14 protein-coding genes are annotated in these 18,123 nt (G+C 50.5%); 3 read left to right on the top strand and 11 right to left on the bottom strand.

Features of this window, described 5'->3' with window-relative positions; translation table 11 throughout:
- Nucleotides 1-391 precede the first annotated feature (391 nt).
- Nucleotides 392-1,291, top strand: coding sequence for a DMT family transporter (locus tag A372_RS0122050; protein WP_036705011.1), 900 nt, complete (start codon nt 392-394; stop codon nt 1,289-1,291).
- 377 nt (nt 1,292-1,668) lie between these two features.
- Here the strand turns inward: A372_RS0122050 and A372_RS0122045 are convergent, their stop codons facing one another.
- From A372_RS0122045 to A372_RS0122035, 3 genes are all read right to left on the bottom strand, one after another.
- Nucleotides 1,669-2,715: a hypothetical protein gene (locus A372_RS0122045; RefSeq protein ID WP_019423075.1), complete on the bottom strand. Its 1,047-nt coding sequence runs from the start codon at nt 2,713-2,715 to the stop codon at nt 1,669-1,671.
- 25 nt (nt 2,716-2,740) lie between these two features.
- Nucleotides 2,741-3,133, bottom strand: coding sequence for a hypothetical protein (locus A372_RS0122040; protein WP_019423074.1), 393 nt, complete (start codon nt 3,131-3,133; stop codon nt 2,741-2,743).
- A gap of 94 nt (nt 3,134-3,227) precedes the next feature.
- Nucleotides 3,228-4,967, bottom strand: a complete 1,740-nt coding sequence (locus tag A372_RS0122035) for a methyl-accepting chemotaxis protein (protein ID WP_237728580.1) — start codon at nt 4,965-4,967, stop codon at nt 3,228-3,230.
- 239 nt (nt 4,968-5,206) lie between these two features.
- Between A372_RS0122035 and A372_RS0122030 the strand changes: the two genes are divergently transcribed.
- Nucleotides 5,207-6,793, top strand: coding sequence for a hypothetical protein (locus A372_RS0122030; RefSeq protein WP_019423072.1), 1,587 nt, complete (start codon nt 5,207-5,209; stop codon nt 6,791-6,793).
- A gap of 23 nt (nt 6,794-6,816) precedes the next feature.
- Here the strand turns inward: A372_RS0122030 and A372_RS0122025 are convergent, their stop codons facing one another.
- The 7 genes from A372_RS0122025 to A372_RS0121995 all read right to left on the bottom strand — a co-directional run bounded on the left by A372_RS0122025 (nt 6,817) and on the right by A372_RS0121995 (nt 15,910).
- Nucleotides 6,817-7,689 (bottom strand): sugar phosphate isomerase/epimerase family protein, encoded by an 873-nt coding sequence (locus A372_RS0122025; RefSeq protein WP_019423071.1) that lies wholly within the window; start codon nt 7,687-7,689, stop codon nt 6,817-6,819.
- A 154-nt stretch (nt 7,690-7,843) separates the two neighbouring features.
- Nucleotides 7,844-8,911, bottom strand: a complete 1,068-nt coding sequence (locus A372_RS0122020; protein ID WP_019423070.1) for a Gfo/Idh/MocA family protein — start codon at nt 8,909-8,911, stop codon at nt 7,844-7,846.
- A gap of 33 nt (nt 8,912-8,944) precedes the next feature.
- Complete coding sequence (locus A372_RS0122015; protein WP_019423069.1) at nt 8,945-9,811, bottom strand: sugar phosphate isomerase/epimerase family protein; 867 nt, start codon at nt 9,809-9,811, stop codon at nt 8,945-8,947.
- Between the two features lie 321 nt (nt 9,812-10,132).
- Nucleotides 10,133-11,365 carry an amidohydrolase family protein gene (locus A372_RS0122010; RefSeq protein WP_019423068.1) on the bottom strand — a complete coding sequence of 411 codons (1,233 nt, stop codon included), beginning with the start codon at nt 11,363-11,365 and terminating at the stop codon, nt 10,133-10,135.
- Nucleotides 11,366-11,386: 21 nt separating this feature from the next.
- Entirely contained in the window at nt 11,387-12,178 is a 792-nt protein-coding gene (locus tag A372_RS0122005) for an ankyrin repeat domain-containing protein (protein WP_019423067.1), read from the bottom strand.
- A gap of 283 nt (nt 12,179-12,461) precedes the next feature.
- Nucleotides 12,462-14,489, bottom strand: coding sequence for an endonuclease MutS2 (locus tag A372_RS34515; protein ID WP_019423066.1), 2,028 nt, complete (start codon nt 14,487-14,489; stop codon nt 12,462-12,464).
- A gap of 458 nt (nt 14,490-14,947) precedes the next feature.
- Nucleotides 14,948-15,910, bottom strand: a complete 963-nt coding sequence (locus A372_RS0121995) for an AraC family transcriptional regulator (protein ID WP_019423065.1) — start codon at nt 15,908-15,910, stop codon at nt 14,948-14,950.
- Nucleotides 15,911-16,074: 164 nt separating this feature from the next.
- Between A372_RS0121995 and A372_RS0121990 the strand changes: the two genes are divergently transcribed.
- Nucleotides 16,075-16,755: an MOSC domain-containing protein gene (locus A372_RS0121990; protein ID WP_019423064.1), complete on the top strand. Its 681-nt coding sequence runs from the start codon at nt 16,075-16,077 to the stop codon at nt 16,753-16,755.
- A gap of 29 nt (nt 16,756-16,784) precedes the next feature.
- Here the strand turns inward: A372_RS0121990 and A372_RS0121985 are convergent, their stop codons facing one another.
- The gene (locus A372_RS0121985) at nt 16,785-17,798 is read right to left on the bottom strand and encodes a metallophosphoesterase family protein (RefSeq protein WP_237728579.1); all 1,014 of its coding nucleotides are present in this window, start codon (nt 17,796-17,798) and stop codon (nt 16,785-16,787) included.
- Between the last annotated feature and the right edge of the window lie 325 nt (nt 17,799-18,123).

The raw sequence follows: 18,123 nt of genomic DNA, 5'->3' as shown, positions 1-18,123 counted from the left end.
AATGATGACGACGACGAAAGCAGCGGCTATATAAGTTGAACTATTGAATTTTTTGGCTTCCACTCACTCTCCCCTTTGATCAGTAACTACGACTCCCGCATGTCTCAAACGCCAGGCAGTTTAAAAAAGAAAAATCCTTGCGATCTGACTCCGCGCCAGAGGGCATCTGTACCGATACAGATGCCCTATTTTTTTATTGCTTCATAAGACCGCTAGATTTAATATGATGGCAAGCGGCCTGACTGAAGCATTGCATGCAAGCAAGCACGATAGAGAAATGATGAACCGGATGATAAACAGACAACATCGTTTATTTGCTGCTGTACTTTAAGAGGCGTACTGTCCGGACCGCATTATGACAAAATATATTTTTAAAAGTGAGGACATGTTCATGAACAGGATAAATTACTTGCTGTTGCTAGGTATCGGCTTAATCTGGGGTTCGCAATTTTTCTTTGTCGACTTGGTGATCAATTCCATAACGCCAATTACATTAGCCGCCTGCAAAGCTTTGCTAGGTACCATCACACTTGCCACATTACATTTGTTCTCCGGTAAAAAGGAGAGAACACAAGGACAATCCGGAATATGGAAATCACTCATCTGGATTGGAGTGCTGGAGGCGGTTGTGCCTTTCATCTTGATCGGTTGGGGACAGCAGTATATTAACAGCAGCACTGCTTCTATTTTATTGGGCACCGTGCCGATTTTTACGATTATTTTTGTTAAAATTTTTGCGCCGGACGAAAAGCTGCCATTCAAGAAATGGATAAGCGTTATCATGGGATTTGGAGGCTTATGCCTGCTGTTTGCCCCTGATATTTCTTCAATCTCTTTTGCTGGGAATTTTATGGGTTATGTCGCTTTATTAGGGGCATCTCTCAGCTTTGCGGTATCGCTGCTTCTGATTAAGCGTCTCCCTCCTATGTCTTCGATTGTGGCTATGCGAAATGTGTTATTTGTTGCATCGGTCATTTTATTGCCGCTTGCTTTTATTTTTGAAGATCCATTACGTGTGCAATTGAGCTGGCAGCAAATCCTTGACGTTATTATACTGGGTGTGTTGCAAGCTGGAATCGTATACATGCTGTACAATATTTTGATTAGGCGAACAAGCGCCGCATTTGCATCGCTCACTAACTATTTGGTGCCTCTGTTCGGTATTTTGTTAGGAACCGTAGTGTTGGGTGATCAGTTAACATGGAATGCTATCGCTGCGCTATTCGTTATTTTAGTTTCCTTAGCAGTCGGTGAAAAAAGCCAGACTGCCACCAGCCATCAACAACCTTGAGAATTTTATTTCCCATTCGATTCCCCCAACATTTTACATCATATCAATAGAGGTGATATCTTAACTCTCTATTCTCCAGAATTCTGGGGCACAGTTCCTTTGAAATGGTCTCTCTGGATTTTGTCCGAAAAAGCCTCCACAGACCACTGTCAAGGTAGAGTTGGAGGCCCGCTCGATATGCCGCAGGGAGGCCATCGTGAGAAGCTAGACCATCCTGAATGCATACAGGTGTGACAACCAGAAACCACTCTCCCCTGGTTCCTATTACGGTTGGGAACGTTTCACTAACATCTTCGCAATTTCCTCTATCTGTCCCAGAATAGAAATAGGGTCGGAGAACCAGAAACGCCATCCGTCTATTTCATATAACCGATTGTTCAGTACTCATGCAATAAATGCTCCAACTCGATTTCATGATCGATTTTCAGCTCAAAACGGTTTCTTAATTCATAGTATTTCTCCAAAAGACTGTTCTGCAACCCGAAATGATCGATAATCAATCCGATAATCGACTCATCTTTATGTGGAGTAGGCCAGCTGAATAAATCCTGATAGATCTCCCGGATGGATTCATTATTTTGACAGGCGAACCGGATTGGTTGTTTATGGTAAGTCAGTTTTAGGCTCAGCATTTCATAGAGAACGTCCAAACGATAATCCAGTTCTGTTCTGTCCTCCATAAACACAGGAGCATGTTTGATATCCCCAATCAGCTCCTTGAAGGTCAATCCGACGTGCTGCATGGACACATAAGACCAAATGCAGGTGCCTGTGCCCGTACCGTGCGCCTCCCAATTCGGACTCCATAAAATATGTTTGAGCACATCCTTCTGGCCGGTTCCAAACAAAGCGATGCCTAATATAATTCCGGCGTTGCAATCGGTTGAAGCCGCGTGTTCTCCCCAATCCGTCAATCGGGGGACGATTTCAGGAGCGGCGCATTTAAAGCTCAGGGCCGGCAAAAATTCGTGGAATAAACTTTGACCGACCCATTTTTCTATTTTCGACTTAATCAGATCCTTGTAAGGATCGCAGGGCAGATGGAGCAGCCCCATGCAGGCGCTCATCGATAAGCCCCAATCATCCGCTTCCATATAGGATATGAGCTGCTCCGTACAATCGGTGAAGCCAAGGTAGCCCAACACATGCAGGATATCATCCGGAATCCCTTCTCTTAGCTCGTTATGGTAAAAACAGTTGTTATGAAGCTCTTTCGCCAACTTTTCATTACCATGCTTCATGATGGGATACAACAAGCTGCCGTTAAAGTCAGCCGGACTTTCAAGAAACCATTGAGCAAGAGCGATCGCGTCATCGATACTTCCGTATTTGGCAATGATATCTGCATACGCGGATACGATTCCTGCATCCAATCTGTTGTTATGACGGTTTAAATGTATAAGCTTTCGGGTTATTTGAATCATCGCATTAACTCCGGTTCTTTGATTACTAATCCCAATCCATGTAAAAGGATGCCGTCAGTTTGCCGCTTGCGCATTCGGGACAATCCAGCGGGACAGCAGCCAGATCGTCTTGCTCGGGGCGCATCGCTTCCCCGCATTTCCTACAGGAATAAGCGGTAATAAAATAATCGCCATCCGACTTCATCTCCAAATACAGCTCATTGCGGATCGTACGGCATGCCGTACACCTATATAAGGTATCGTGAGCATTGTATCGAGTGCTTTTATCCTTTTCAAACTCGGCTATACGATGCTTCAGCGCCGTGTCCTGCACGAAAGAGGCGATGGAGCTCAAATAAATGTATTGAAATCCGATTCCGACAAAAACATTTGTGTGAAAGTCGCAATGACTGCATTTAAGTGTATAGGCTTCGCCCATAAAAAGTCTCCTTTGACCGGCCTCTTTCGATCTTCCTGAACCATCCAAGGGAATAAACACCATGTAAATGTAAGTGGTTACATAAATATCCCCGCTATGATGATGCAGCCGATGGTTTGCTCTCCAGCCACACCTTCAGCTCATCCAGTTGCTGCAGTAATTGTTGCGAGCTGTCATCCAGCTGTTTGTAGCTCTGTATCGCTTCTTCCAGCTGTCCTTCATCAAATTGACGCGCTGCTTTGCCTGCCAATAGATGCATTTCCCGGTGCCGATCCACCAAGACTTGAAATTTCGGGCTTTGCACAAGAGCAGACGACTTCTGCTCATGCTGCGCTTGAATCCATTTGCCCAAGCGGCATTGATTGTAGTTCTCCATCAATTCAGGGTCGCTATCATCGTAGCCCAACAATCGATTGTATGTCCACCATTTCCAGAGCAGATGATCCGTCTTCATGATGCGAATCCACTGTGCGTCGTTCATATGATTGAACCATTCCAACGAGCTTCGCCGCAAGCTTTCGACCGTTTTGCTCGTCGTATATATATGTTCTCCTGTCCGCTTGGCCATCTCCATCACCACTGCGGTGTTCTTGACAATGCCTGCCATGTTGTTCGTTATTTCTTGCGTTGCCGCCGCTTGCTGTTCGACGATAGACGCGATTGTGTCTTCGGTTAACCCGACCTCGCTCACCGATTGCATCATTTGTTCCAATTGGTCGAACGCGCTTCTATTTTTATCGTGCTGGACTTCCATCTGATCCGACATCTTATTCGTTCGTTCTTGAACAGATGTTGCCAGCGTTTGAATGTTGCCTATCACTTCGTAGACATTGTGAACCGAGCGCTTCGTCTGCTCCGATAGCTTGCGGACTTCTCCGGCCACAACGGCAAAGCCCCGCCCCTCTTCACCCGCCCGGGCCGCTTCAATGGAGGCATTCAGCGCCAGCAGATGCGTCTGATCCGCTACCGAATCAATCAGCTGCACGACGTCGGACAAGTCTTGTATGGACTGCTGCAAATTCTCAAACCGATCTCTCGTATCGCGGAACATCTCCGTCATTTCCTCAAAGCCTTGAATCGTCTGTTCGACAATCGCCTTGTTCTCTTGCAACGCGCTGACCATGCAATCCGTCGTTGTGGCTGCATCTGTCGTCTGGGACGATACTTCTTCAATCGAAGAAGTCAATTGTTCTGCGGCCGATTGAATACGCAACGCATCGTGTACCGAGTTATCTGCCGATTGAAGCAGCGAATGAATGCCGTCCATCTGGATGAGCATCTCCATCGTCTTGCTGTTCGAATCCATAATCCGATATTCATATGCAGCTTGATACGCTTCCAATACGATCTGGGCATCCAGCATTAGAATTCGATGAAGCGCCAGCGTCATCTGTGCCGCTTCCCCTGCGCGAAAGTCTTTTACAATGAGCGGGACGAGAAATTCATATACACGAAGGAACGAAGCGAGGAACCATTCTGGCTCCAATTGAATCTGGCTGTGCACTTGTCCGATTCTCTCGCGCGTACGCACATACTCGCCATCGAATGCAATATGCGGAATCGAACGTAAATAAATGATAAAAGTCTCCGTCAACCGTTTTCGTGTACTGTGTTGTTCAATGAGTGATTTCATTTCAGGAAGACGGAACAACAGCTCATAATGGCGCTCCGTGATAGCTTCGGCGTACTTGTCAAAGTACGGGGCCAGGCGGCGCAAACATTCAACGTCTTGCGATGTAACTTGGAGAAACAGAAGCTTCGGCTTCAAAGAATCCAATGCGTCGACCGTAGTATCATGAATGGTTATGGGTAACGTTGGTTTGCGAAGAATCATGTTGTTCATCCCTTTCTAAACTCATAAATATATAAATATATAATCATATTCACATATTAATTATAGTAACATATTCCTCCTTAGGACCATTAGACCTATTTTTTCGACTTATTTCGTGACAAAATTGTAAGCCTCGCGTAAGTCAAATCGATAGGCGCCTTGCCGCCCCCTCTTCTACAATAAAAGTAAACCTCTACAAGGTAACGTCACTTATCTCATCGGCGGAAGGGGGAGCAAACATGAGTAAAATACAAATAAATCCATCTCTCTCCGGCTGCAAAATGTGCAAGCACAGCATAACGGTCATCCTGCTGCTTCTTATAATCAGCTTGCTCAGCGGATGCGCGCTAGGGAACAAGAGTGAGGCCCAATCCTCGCATCCTATGATTTCATCCTCCCCGATTCAATACGCTATCGAAGCAACTTGGAACGAACAGACGCATACGATACATGCGTCAGCCAACGTCACCTTCCGCAATGCGCATGATAGAAGCTTACAGGAATTGGTTTTTCATTGGTTTGCCGACAGCTATCGCAAGCCGGAGCTTCAGCCCATTCAATATCAACAACGCAACGAGCAGCTGCTGCTTGAGCGACAACATAACGCGATTGGCGACAACGATGTCTTCTTTGGCGGCGTAACGATGAAGAAAGTAACGACAGGAGAGGGAAAGAGGCTTGACTATACCCACGCCAATCAAGCGCTCACTGTGAAGCTTGGCAAAGCTTTAGCGCCAGGAGCAACGACCTCGATCCGAATCGAATATGAAGTACTAGTGCCTTACGGGGCACAGCGTTTATCATATACAGAACAGTATGCAGGCGGAACTTATTGGACGCCGCAGCTTGCCGTCTATGACCCGATACGTCAGGCTTGGAACAGGGTGCCCAATTATCCTGGCTACAAAAGCGACTTCTTCTATGCAGCCGATTATGATGTCCAACTGAATGTGCCGGCCGCTTGGACTTTGATTACGAACGGAACCCAAGTCGGGCGCACAGTGGAGCAGAATAGGCAAATTGTGCACACTCAGGCCTACAGCATCCGCCAGTTCGTATTTTATGCCAGCCCGGACTATCAAGAAACGAAGCATGCGTTAACAGGCGGCGGAACATTGTCGCTCTATACGTTCAAGCAACGGCAGAGCTCCGTGGGGGAGCAAGAGAAATGGCTCTCGACCGTCGAAGACGCCATCTCATTCTACAATGTTAAATTGGGAAAGCTGCCGGTGAAGCATTGGAAAATGGTCGAAGCGCCGTATCCGGAAATGAATGAAGGCTTGGACGGTATCATCCTCTTTGGCAAGCTTGGAGACAGCCAGACAGATTCGGATGCCACTGATGCCCTCGTAACCGATGACACGCTCCGTTCCATTGCGAAGCAGTGGTTCTCGTCATCAATCGGGAATAATGCGGTTACCGATGCGTTTTTGGAAGAAGGATTATCTGAATTTGCCGTTCAATATTTTCGGCACGAAAGCCAGGGAGCGCCTTGGAAGCAAGTATCCCCGACTGATCTGCCCGCACAGCCTGTGACGACCTCCAGCATCTATCTGGATGAGGGTGCGCTCGAACTGTACCGTGTTAAAGGCGCGGCAGTAATGACGGAATGGGTGCGGCAAACGGGAACGGAAGCGCTGGATACCGTATGGCAGCTATATTTCACACGCTACGAAGGGAAGATGGCCTCTGTCGGGGGATATGTTAATGTAATCGGCCATGCGTTGGGACAGATGGAGAAGGCTGCCATGCAGCAGCTGTTGTCCGGCACAGCGAGCGATGACGATCCTGGCAGCTCTGCCATAGAAGAAGGACAGCAGTCTTAGAACCGCCGTCCTTTTATTCATGCTTATTTATAACGTTTAATAAATTCTACCGCTTTGCGAATATCCGCTTCTGGCGTATCGCCGACCTCGCGCTCAATCGTCAGGTAGCCTTGGTAGCCGATATCTACGAGCGCTTGGAAGTAAGCATCGAAGTCAACCTTGCCTTCGCCGAGCGGCACTTCCTTGAATGGGCCTGATGTTGCCATTTCGGCAATCTTCTCATGCGACATCGGCTCATAACCGAGCATGCCGTATACATCGCGCGGATCGACCTCGCGCAGACGAACGCCGTCTTTGACATGAGTGTGAACGATATAATCCTTCAAGGTATACACGCCTTGAACCGGATCGTCGCCAGTTACCATGACCATGTTGGCCGGATCGAAATTGACGGCTACCCCTGTGCCTGTCAACGTATCGAGGAACGACTTCAGATGCACAGAAGGCTCTGGCCCCGTCTCGATGGCGAAGTGCGCACCCAAGCTGTTGGCATATTGACTTAATTCTTCACTAGCCTGCTGCATCGCGTAATAAATTTCATTTTCTTTATGCGGAACGATCCCGATATGAGTCGTTACCACATTGGTGCCCAGTTCGAGCGCAAGGTCGAGAATGCGCTTCGACTTCTCCACTTTTTCCGGGTTTGCATGTTTATCTTGGAAGCCGTGGCCGCCCAGATCACCGACAAGCGCGGAAATGTGCAATCCCAGAGAGTCGATATAGCTGCGCAATTCTTTACGTGCCTCTTGCGATAAGTTGGCCGGATCCATCTCTCCGCTGACAGCATAGATTTGCACGCCATCTGCACCGACTTCTTTCGCTTTCACTAGTGCTTCACGCACTGGGAGGCGGAAGCTGTCTGTAATGACACCGATTGGATTCGTAATTTTTGTCACGGTTACCACTCCTTAATGTAATGATGGCTTACTATGATCGTTGAGCAGAAGCAGGACCCGAGTGACGCTCCGGCCATTTATAGGCATGTTCACGGAGGCGCGCAGCCAACTCCTCGCGCAATCCCCCTGCCATCCTTTCCGCTCGCACCTGCTGCTAAGAGTATACGATCTCCGTTCCTTTGGCGCTGGATTCGTAAATACCGCACAGCATCTTCATCATTTCTACTCCGTCTTCAGCCGGACACAACGTCTCTGTACGGCCGAGGCAACAATCGATAAAGTGATCGACTTCATTTTGGAAGCCGCGGTTGAAGTCGAAGCTCAGATGGTCGATTTGCGGACTCATGTTCAAAATCGTATTATGCTTCTCTCCGAGAATGAGAAGCTCTGGCTCCACTTCCGCTCCGCCTTTGTCGCCGAACAGCTTGACATTAAGTTCATCCTGCTTCAAATGCAAGGAGAAGCTGACATCCACGGCGAGAGAAGCGCCGTTCTCGAAGCGAATGAGCGCATTCGCCATATCTTCGACCGTATTAACGTTCGCGTCATAATCGGATGCTTTATAGAACGATAAATTCTCAATATGATTCCGGTTGCCGAGCAAGTTGTACGTATTGCCGCTGACCGATTTTACCTTCGGCTTGCCCATAAGGTACCAGCACAGGTCGATAACGTGTACGCCCAAGTCGATCAACGGTCCGCCGCCAGAGCGCTCTTTATCGCTGAACCATCCGCCCGGATTGCCAAGCCGGCGCAGGCAGGAAGCTTTCGCGTAATAAATTTGACCCAGATCGCCATCATCGATAAACTTCTTCAACACACGGGTATTCATGCCGTAACGGCGCACATATCCCACCTGCAGCGTCTTGCCGCTCTTCCTCTGCGCTTCCTGTACGGCAAGCGCCTCTTCCACGGTCATGCACAGCGGCTTCTCCACCAGCACATGCTTGCCCGCTTCCAATGCAGCAATCGCAATCAGGGCATGGGAGTTGTTCCATGTACAAATGCTGATCGCATCAATATTCGAATCGGCAACCAATTCCTTATAATCCGTGTAGATAGTCGCTTCAGGCGCGCCGAATCTGACGGCCTTCTCTTTCGCGCGCTCTGCGTTCAGATCACAGACCGCTACGAGTTCTGCCTCGCTGTTTTTCTCATAACCGCCAAAATGCATTTCAGATATCGATCCGGCACCTACTACCGCTACTTTTACTTTGCTCATCACTTTCATCCTTTCTATATATAAGTAATGTAATTAAACTTCATTCCAAATGCGGCGGGCATTGTCCATCGCAATCTTCGTGCCTGTAAGGCAATCTTCCATGCCCTCGAATTCGATGCTGACGTAGCCGTCGAAGCCCGCAGCCTTCACCGCGCGCACAATATCGTACATCGGCAAATCCCCTTGACCGACAATCGCGCCGCGCAAGTAATTGCCATGCAGCGACTGGAACCAGCCTTGGCCCGGATTCCGGTCCGCAGGACGGATATAGAAATCTTTCAAGTGAACCATTGATGCCACTTCAATGTTGTTGCGCACGGCGATAAGCGGATTTTCATCCACACAGACGAAGTTGCCCACATCCATCGTCGTACGGAAATTGTCACGATTGACAGCAAGCACAAGGCGCTTCACGCGCTCGCTCGCTTGCGTGTAGAAGCCATGATTCTCTACGCTTGTAATGATGCCGTAGTTGGCGGCGTGGTCGGCGATTTGGCGACACGCTTCCACAAGCTGAGGGAAGTCCTGTTCGAAGTAAGCCGTTCCCGTCTCGCCGTGGACACGCGATGCCACATCATGACGCATCCGTGCCACACCCAAGCGATTCGCGACATCCACGTGCGCCTTCACGCGATCGATCTCGCGCTGCAGCTCTTCACCATTCAGACCAGCGAAATTGGCGCCGATGCAGTAGTTGGACAATTCCAGACCAATTTGCTTCGCCTTCTCACGAAGCTGGTCAGCGAATTCTGGACGGTTCACCATATCAAAGTCCAAGTCCACGATTTCCGCATGGTCCGCACCTTGTTCTTTCAGCCATTCCAACGCTTCACACACGCTCATCTTTTTCTGATGCAAAGCGGCATGCAAGCTGTAAATACTGACTCCTAATTTCACCATGGCTCACTCCATTTCATTGTTGTTCGAACTTGCTGTTCTTCCGCCAAGTGCAAGCGGTTACATGTCAGATGTAATGTCTCCTCTTCATTATAGGTAAGTCCTCCCCGCGCACATTGCACTATTTTCCACAATTGTTGGACTTTCTTACACAAATGAAGCCAACCTGTGCGAAACAGCGCCAGGATTCCCCAAATCGCAGGAAAGATAAAGAGATTATAATCATCCGGAGAACATTTCCCCGAAGGACCATAACCTCTTTACGGTACGTAATTAACATATTATTTTGCCAAAAGCGCCACCGCGCCAATAACGCTTGAGCGATTAACCGCGCGACAACTCTCCTGCCACGATCCGGCCCTGGAACAGGACGGCTGGACGCTTCGAGCAGCGGGCTACAGCCTCTGCCGAGCAGCTTGCTTCGACGAACACCGCATCGGCTGGAGCACCGACCAGAGGCCACACCTGTTTGCCTGTCTGATCGAGCGGCATAGCGCCACCCGTAATGAAGCCGAGGACGCGGGACAGCGCATATTCATCAGTGTAATGATACAGCTCCGCTACGAGCTTCGCCTTCTGCAGCATATCCCCCGTACCGAACGGAGACCAATGGTCGGTGATGCTGTCGTTGCCCAACTCGACGCGAACCCCCTTGTCACGGAGCATCGGTATCGGCATGTGAACTGCGCCGATTGGCACGGTTGAGGCAACAGAAATACCAAGCTTAGCGAATCGCTCCGCCAATTCCGTCCCTTGCGCATGGGCCATGCCCGCGAAGCCGAACGCATGACTGACGGTTACCCGTCCCTGCCAATCGGCCTGCTCCGTCATATCGGCCAGCTTGTTCATCGTATATAGGCCCAGTTGGTTGCGCTCATGGAGGTGAAGGTCAATGCCCGCGTCGAATTCCACCGCGATGTCCATCAGCGTCGCAAGCGACTTCTCGATGTTGTCATCGACGACCGCAGGATCGACCGCTCCAACATGAGTCGCGCCCAGACGCATCGCTTCCTTCACTCGATTGACGGAAGCGGACTTCAGAAGCCCATGCTGCGGGAAGGCAACAGTCTCTGCCGTCAGCTTGCCCTTATATTCCTCCAGCACTTCCAGCGTAAGCTCCATATTCTTTGTCTCGATGACCGGATCCACATTCGTATGGGTGCGAACATGAGTCGCGCCATGACCGATAATCAGATCCAGCATCGCAGCCGCACGCTCCTTGAGGGTAGCCAACTGCTTCGGCAGCAGCTCCTGCTCCTCTGCCAGACGGTCGAAGATGCTTGCTGCCGGCTGCACAGCCTTCCAAGGCCCGCCGTAGTAGGTCTTGTCGATATGGATGTGCATCTCCCGGAAAGCCGGCAGCATAAGCAGTCCATTCGCATCGATCTGCGGCAGGCTATCCTGAGGCAATCGGTCTGCAGGATCGATGGCAACGATAATGCCCTCCTCGACGCGCAAGTGATGGAGAGCAGTCTCTGTTCCTAAAATCCGTCCTTGTTCCGTATGGAAGCCTGTTTCCAATCTGACATTGGTCAGCCAATATGTCGAAGCATTCATGATGAATTTCCCCCTTGTCGGTTATCGTTCCAGCTTGCCGCCGGCTTGCTCCAGCATATTGGCAATCTCTGTGAAGCCGCGTTCACGCGCATGGGCTAACGCCGTCACCCCTTTGCTGTCCGGAATGTTTACATCTGCTCCATGCTCGATGAGGAGCTTCACCGCCTGCTGATGCTCCTTCCCGCCGCTGCCAAGCACGATCGCTTCCATCAAGGCGGTCCAGCCGAGATTATTCACATGGTTGACACCCACATCCGACTCCGTCAGCAGGTACTTGATCACGTCAAGATGCGCATGCTCTGCCGCCGGAATGAGCGCCGTCCCGCCAAAGCGGTTCGTCAGCTTCGTGTCCGCTCCCGCCTCGATCGTCAGCTTCAGAATGTCGAACAATCCCTCCGCTCCCGCGTACAAGTATGGATTGTCCTTGTTGTGAGCCTGAATATTAATGTCAGCGCCGTGATCGATGAGCGACTTGACCGTCTTCGGGTAATTGCCGAGCGTTGCCAGCATGGCCGGGGTCCGGCCGCTGCCGTCCTGCGCATTAACGTCGGCCCCATCCTTAATAAGCCGGCTCACGTCTGCCGTCTTGCCCTTTTTGGCAGCATCCAGCAAAGCGTCGTTCAAAGCTTCCACATCCTTCCCGCCGAGATCCTTGTTCAGCCTTGTTTCCGTCACCTGCTCATGCTTCGGACCGGCATTGCGATCATTGTTCGGTTTTACTTGAGTCTGGGCCCCGGAACGATTCTTGTCTGGATCGTCGGCACATCCCGAGAACATAAGAATCGACAGAGCCAATGCCATCACGCGCAGCATCAGGCTTCCCCCCTTCTGTTATCGGGATTTTCCTTTATGCTACCACGAAAAAAAATATACGAAAAATATTTACATAATTCGTTCCTCATATGATTCTGATATGGAGGTCTGTTTGGTTGACACACACCTGGGTCGGTTCTTCGGGCTAAAAAGTGGACAGTATCCCCCTTGGCTCATCCATTGGATTAGATCGAATACAGCCTACACGGCGTTTATCCGATCAATCCCTCCCTTCCGCTGTACATTTTCCAACACGGCAACACAGCTACCGTTCGAATTGCATTCACCGCGAGCTCTCTGCCGTTGTCCCGGCTCCTAAATAATGCTGAAGGTGCTTTTTATTGATTTTAATGCGCTGCTTTTCAATGAACACACCGACATTTCCCTTGGTGTCCTCTTCTTCACAGACGATGCCCTCACGTTTCAGATAAGAAACATATACGCTGTCGCCGGCTTCGAAGCGCTTGTTGACGGGAACGCTGACCGGCGGTTCGCCTGCTTGCTCCTCCGGCGCATCGGCAGTAGGCGCTTGAGCCATCAAGGTTGAGGAACCAGGCTGCGCGATTGCCACTCCGTCGAGGTATTCTGCCAATTCCACCATCATCGGTTCCGCATATGGCCGCTCCGCAATAGGCAATGCTCCCATGTCAATCGTGTCTTGAGACTGCTGGACTGGGCTCGCTTGCCAACTGTGACCATCGGGCTTCGCTCCGGCCGCTTCCGCTGGCTTGCCTTCGCCTGCGGCCACGCCGTTCCCAAGCGGCAATGAGGCAGCTCCAAGCTCCTTCCTGCCTGCCGTAATTTCCTCCGATCGGGCAATAATAGCGGGAGAGATGCCCAGCTTCTGCGCGATGAGGAACGCGTAGCTATGTCCCGCTTCCCCGATGCGAAGCTGATAGAGCGGCTGCAGCGTAGCGGAATCGAACTCCATGCGGGCATTTTCGAATCCCGGGGCAAGCGCCGCATAATTTTTAATTTCATTGAAGTGCGTCGTCACCATTACAGTAGTCCCTCTGCGATGCAATTCTTCCAATATTGCTATCGACAGCGCGACGCCTTCGCCCGGATCGGTCCCGGACGCCATTTCGTCGATGAGGATAAGCGTTGAATCATCAGCATAGCTCAGCATGTCTATTATATTTTTAATGTGCGCGGAAAAGGTGCTGAGCGATTGCTCAATGCTCTGTCCGTCTCCGATGTCTGCCGCCACATGCTTGAATACCGCAAAGGTGCTTCGTTCCTCTACCGGTACCAGCAGACCGGATTGAGCCATCAGCGTGAGCAGTCCAACCGTCTTCAAAGCAACTGTCTTCCCGCCAGTATTCGGCCCGGTAATTATCAGCGTTCGGTACCCGCGTCCAATGCGGAATGTGAGCGGAACGGTGTCGCGGCCAAGCAGCGGATGCTTGCCTCCGCGAATGTCGACAACCCCTTCAATGTTCAGTCCCACGTTGCGTCCGCCGATGGCAAGACCGTATTTTGCTTTGGCGAACAAGTAATCATACGTCCCGACCGTCTCCACATTCGAATTCAGTTCACGGGCATGCTGCTCCATGAGGTCGGTCAATTCGCTAAGCACTTTCGCCTCTTCTCTCGCTTCGTCCGCTCGCAATCCCGCCTGCTCATGCTGCATATGCGCAATTTCAGCCGGTTCCATGTATACGGTCTGACCGCTCGCCGATTCGTCCAGCGAGTTGCCTTTGAATTGCTTGCGGAACTCTTTCTTAATCGGGAGCACATAACGTCCTCCACGCATGCTGACCAGATTCTCCTGCAGCAGCGTGCGGTATCTGCTCATTAAAGCTTCGATTTTGGACTTGATGCGATTTTCAACGGCGGCAAGCTTCTTCCGGATTTTGCTTAAGTCCTTGCTTGCCTCATCAGCGACCCGTCCATTGTGAATGCAACGTTCGATTTCGGATCTCAGCTTATCCAAATCATGCATGGATGCCGCATAGCCGCTCACCGTCGGAGCAATCTCGCTTTTGGCGATCATATACCTTCTAAGCTGGGCACAGCTTCGCAAAAACAAAAGGGTATGCGTAAAATCCGATTCGTTGAACATATATCCAGTCCCGAGCAGAGACCGCACCGGCTCGATTCCTTGCAAAGATGGCAGCGGCACGCTGGCCCCCTGCATGAGAAGGGTGTGCGCTTCCGCGGTTTCGTCAAGCGCCTTGCGTATTGCGTTCAAATCCGTCATAGGCTCCATCTTCTCGACGTGCTGTCTGCCCAAATAGGAGACGGCATTTTCCATGACGCGCTCTTTGACTCTGTCGTACTCCAAACGCTGCAGCATTTTGTTATTCATTGTTTTAGCTCCTTTAGAGTTTAGTAAAAAAATAAAAAAAAGGCAGAAGAAATGCGTAGATCGCATTCTCTGCCTTTCGTTATACCTGCCTCAGGTATACGTACCGACAAGCCGTAACGGTATAGCTGTCCTGCTAAGGACGTACCGTTACAAGACTATAAACAAAAAAACGTGCTGAAAAACAGCACGGAGTCGGCTCGTATAGAGGCTAGATCTCGGGCGTTGGATGATATCCGCTGTTCTTAACTAAATCCAGAGGCTCGTTAACGGTATAAGAAAATAAACGTCAGCTATAACGCTGCATTTTAATCGTCAACTTAACCTCGATATGGAATTTGATTAGTTAAGAACGCACACCAACATCAAGTTCTCCCCTTAATTGAATAATATCCCAATCATACTAAATAATTATATGTTGCGTCAAGTGATTGCCTCTCCATGTATGGCAGAAACACTTCCTACGGTTGGCTCAAACCGTTAATCGGCGGCGCCTTCTTCTTGTATTGCGAAGGAGATACGCCAGTATGCCGCTTGAACATGCGCGAGAAATACGCCAAATCATTGAAGCCGACGCCGAAGCAGATTTCCGTCACGGACATGTCAGTTTCCACGAGCCATTCCGCTGCCTTGCGTACACGCAAATCAATCAAATAATCGTTAAAGGTTTTGCCTGTAAACCGCTTGAACAAGTAGCAAAAATACGTCTTCGACAAACTAAACTGCCGGCACAAACGCTCGAGCCGCAGCTCTTCCGCAAAATGCACATGAATATACTCCGTCACTGAGGTCATCAAATCGCGGTATTTCTCCACGCGATCGTCTTCCTCACTCGGTTTGTCGGCCAATTTCGTGTACTCGCGGATAATGACGGACAGCAGCTTCAAGAGGTTGGCTTTTAAGACCAGTTCGAAATAACGCTTCGATTGACGATACTCCGCCAGCATCTCCTCAAGCAGACGGCTGACCTCCATATCTGCCTCGCCTGTGAGCACCACCTTCGGCGTAATCTGCTCCTCGTCGATAAGAAACTGCTCCAAATAGGAGAAATCAAAGCAATCCTTGCTCCAATCCGCCTTCTCAAAACGCTCGTTAATAAAATGAGGCAGAAACTCGCAGCCGATGACTTCCATATCCTGACCAGGGATCATTTCGACGCGATGCACGGCAAACGGCGGAATGACAAACAAATTGCCTTTGACCATATTATACGTTCGGTGATTGATCGTATGCTTGAATTCACCTTTCAGCACATACCAAATCTGTATGTAATCGTGCGTATGATCCCAGATGCTTCCGGTCGATTGATCCAATTTGTACATTTTACAAGGCAGATGAGCCTCCAGCTCTTGTTCCGAATGAAAAACGATGACATCGTTCGTTGTGCGAGAGGGGCCTTTGTCGCGCCTCACGTCATGTGACATGTTCATCACCCTGTCAGTCTATTAAGATTCGTCTAAATGCACTATACTGCTAATAGCCCCCTGTTGCATTAACGCTTTGGGCATGCACTTCATTGTATTCTTCACGCAGGAATTAAATCCTCTAAACGTACAATCTAAAAGGAAACATTTTGGAGGTAGATAACTTGGACATCAAAATAAAATCATTAAACGTCGCCCTGCCGCATGATTGCTTGGAACACAACGGAAAGCCGGTCCTGTCGGGTATGGTGAAGCTGCCGGTATCCGAACCGACGTATCTTCACCCGCTCGGGTTCGACGGCGATGGCCAAGCCGACACGAAGCATCACGGAGGACCAGATAAAGCAGTCTGCGTCTATGCGCAAGAGCACTATGCTTACTGGGAAGCAAGATGGCAGCGCGAACTTCCGGTGGCGGCGTTCGGCGAAAATCTCACGACGGAAGGCCTGATTGAACAGGATGTCCATATCGGTGACATCTTTCACATCGGCGAGGCGATCGTGCAGGTGACCCAGCCGCGCCAGCCTTGCTTCAAGTTGGCAGCCCGCTATAAGATGCCAGAGGTTCCGCTGTGGATGCAGGAGACGGGCTACACAGGACTTTATTTCCGCGTGCTTACGCCTGGCCTCGTTCATCCTAGCGGAACGCTGGAGCGGATGAAGCATGACCCCGCTGCCGTATCGATTCAATATGCGAACGAGGTCATGCACCACCGCCGGGACGGCGAGGAAGGCATTCGCCGCCTCTTAGACGTCGAAGCGCTGTCCGCCAGTTGGCGCGCCACCTTCACGAAGCGGCTGGCCGGCTCGACGCCTAACACGAACGAGCGCCTGTTCGGTAAATAGCGCCGGCGCATCGCAGCCGCATCAACGCATCAGATGTGCTCCGGCTGATGCTTGGGCTGCTCCATAATGACCGCGCCGCTCTTCAAGCGAATCCACGAGTCGAAGCGGCGCTCTCGGGCATACAGGCGCACGATGCGCGCGCCAGGCTCGAACGGCACTCCCGTGTAAGCAGCACGCGTCGTGCGCCCATAGGCCAGCTTGATGCCATGCAGATCGCCGATGAAATCATTCGCGTGGTCATGGCCGACAAAGGTGCCCATCACATCTCCTTGCTCCACCATCGCCTGGAACATTCCGCTATTGAGCGGCGGCGAACAGATGGGCTCTCCCCGTTGTCCGCAACACGTTTCAAGGGCCCATAATTGATGGTATTCCATCAGAGGAATATGGAAGAACGCAACGGCAGGCACCGGCGTATCGCCGCCGTACTCTTTCGCATACTGCGCCGACTGCTGACGGTACCATGCAATCTGGTCCGCCTTCAGCCAATCGTAGCCGCCGACGCGCGGCGACAACGGTGAATAGCTGTGGCTGTCCAGCGCATAAATGACGGCCCCAAGCTTGCCGTCCGCAGCCAGCACTGGGAAGACCGCATTGCCGCTGCCGCTGATTCCTTCCGGGTCAGGTACGGCAATGGAATGGGCAAATGTCATCTGATACGCATGAAGCTGCTCCCTAGTCACCGTCGCCTCCGTATCATGATTGCCATATACCGCGAACCAAGGAATCCCCGCATCTTCGACTGGGCGCACCGCATTGGCGAACGCTTGATATTCGTCGGTCGTGCTTGCGCTAGCGATAACATCTCCGGCAAATACGACAAGGTCTGGCTGCTCCAATTCCAACACCTGCCGCATCACATCGTGCGCCGGGTCATGTTCCTCCCATTGTCTGCATTCCACATCCGAAAATTGTACGATCGTAAAGGTACCATCTTTGCGAAATCGAAGGGACTTGCAAATGCTCTCGGCCGTCATGTTCATTCCTCCATCTCGGTTGTTCGTGCGCATGAATACAGGCAGTTCATCAAACTTCCATTCCATGGAATCTGTTATTCCACCCCATTGTACAACGCTTTCAACCATTTTCATATGCTTATTGAGAAAACCTCTATCGAAGCCTTCCAAAGATGGGCGTCCACATTAAGAGGAGCATATCATCTGTAAAATAGAAAGACATGGTCTCATCATCATGAACGGATGTTCCGCGCTGTGCTGTGGCAAGTTCAGACTGACGGAGCTTCGCTTCATTCTCCCCTTAGTTCCATTCTCCCTTTCCATCAGAAAGTGGCATTCCCTAGCTTACTACCATCAGGAAGCGGCATTTCCTACGTCGGCCCTCGCTTACTGCCATCAGGAAATGGCACTC

This window comes from Paenibacillus sp. OSY-SE, from assembly GCF_000283315.1.
GTDB lineage: Bacteria > Bacillota > Bacilli > Paenibacillales > Paenibacillaceae > Paenibacillus_B > Paenibacillus_B profundus.
The sequence above is the reverse complement of the archived record's forward strand: the minus strand, read 5'-3'. Positions and strand labels throughout refer to the sequence as shown.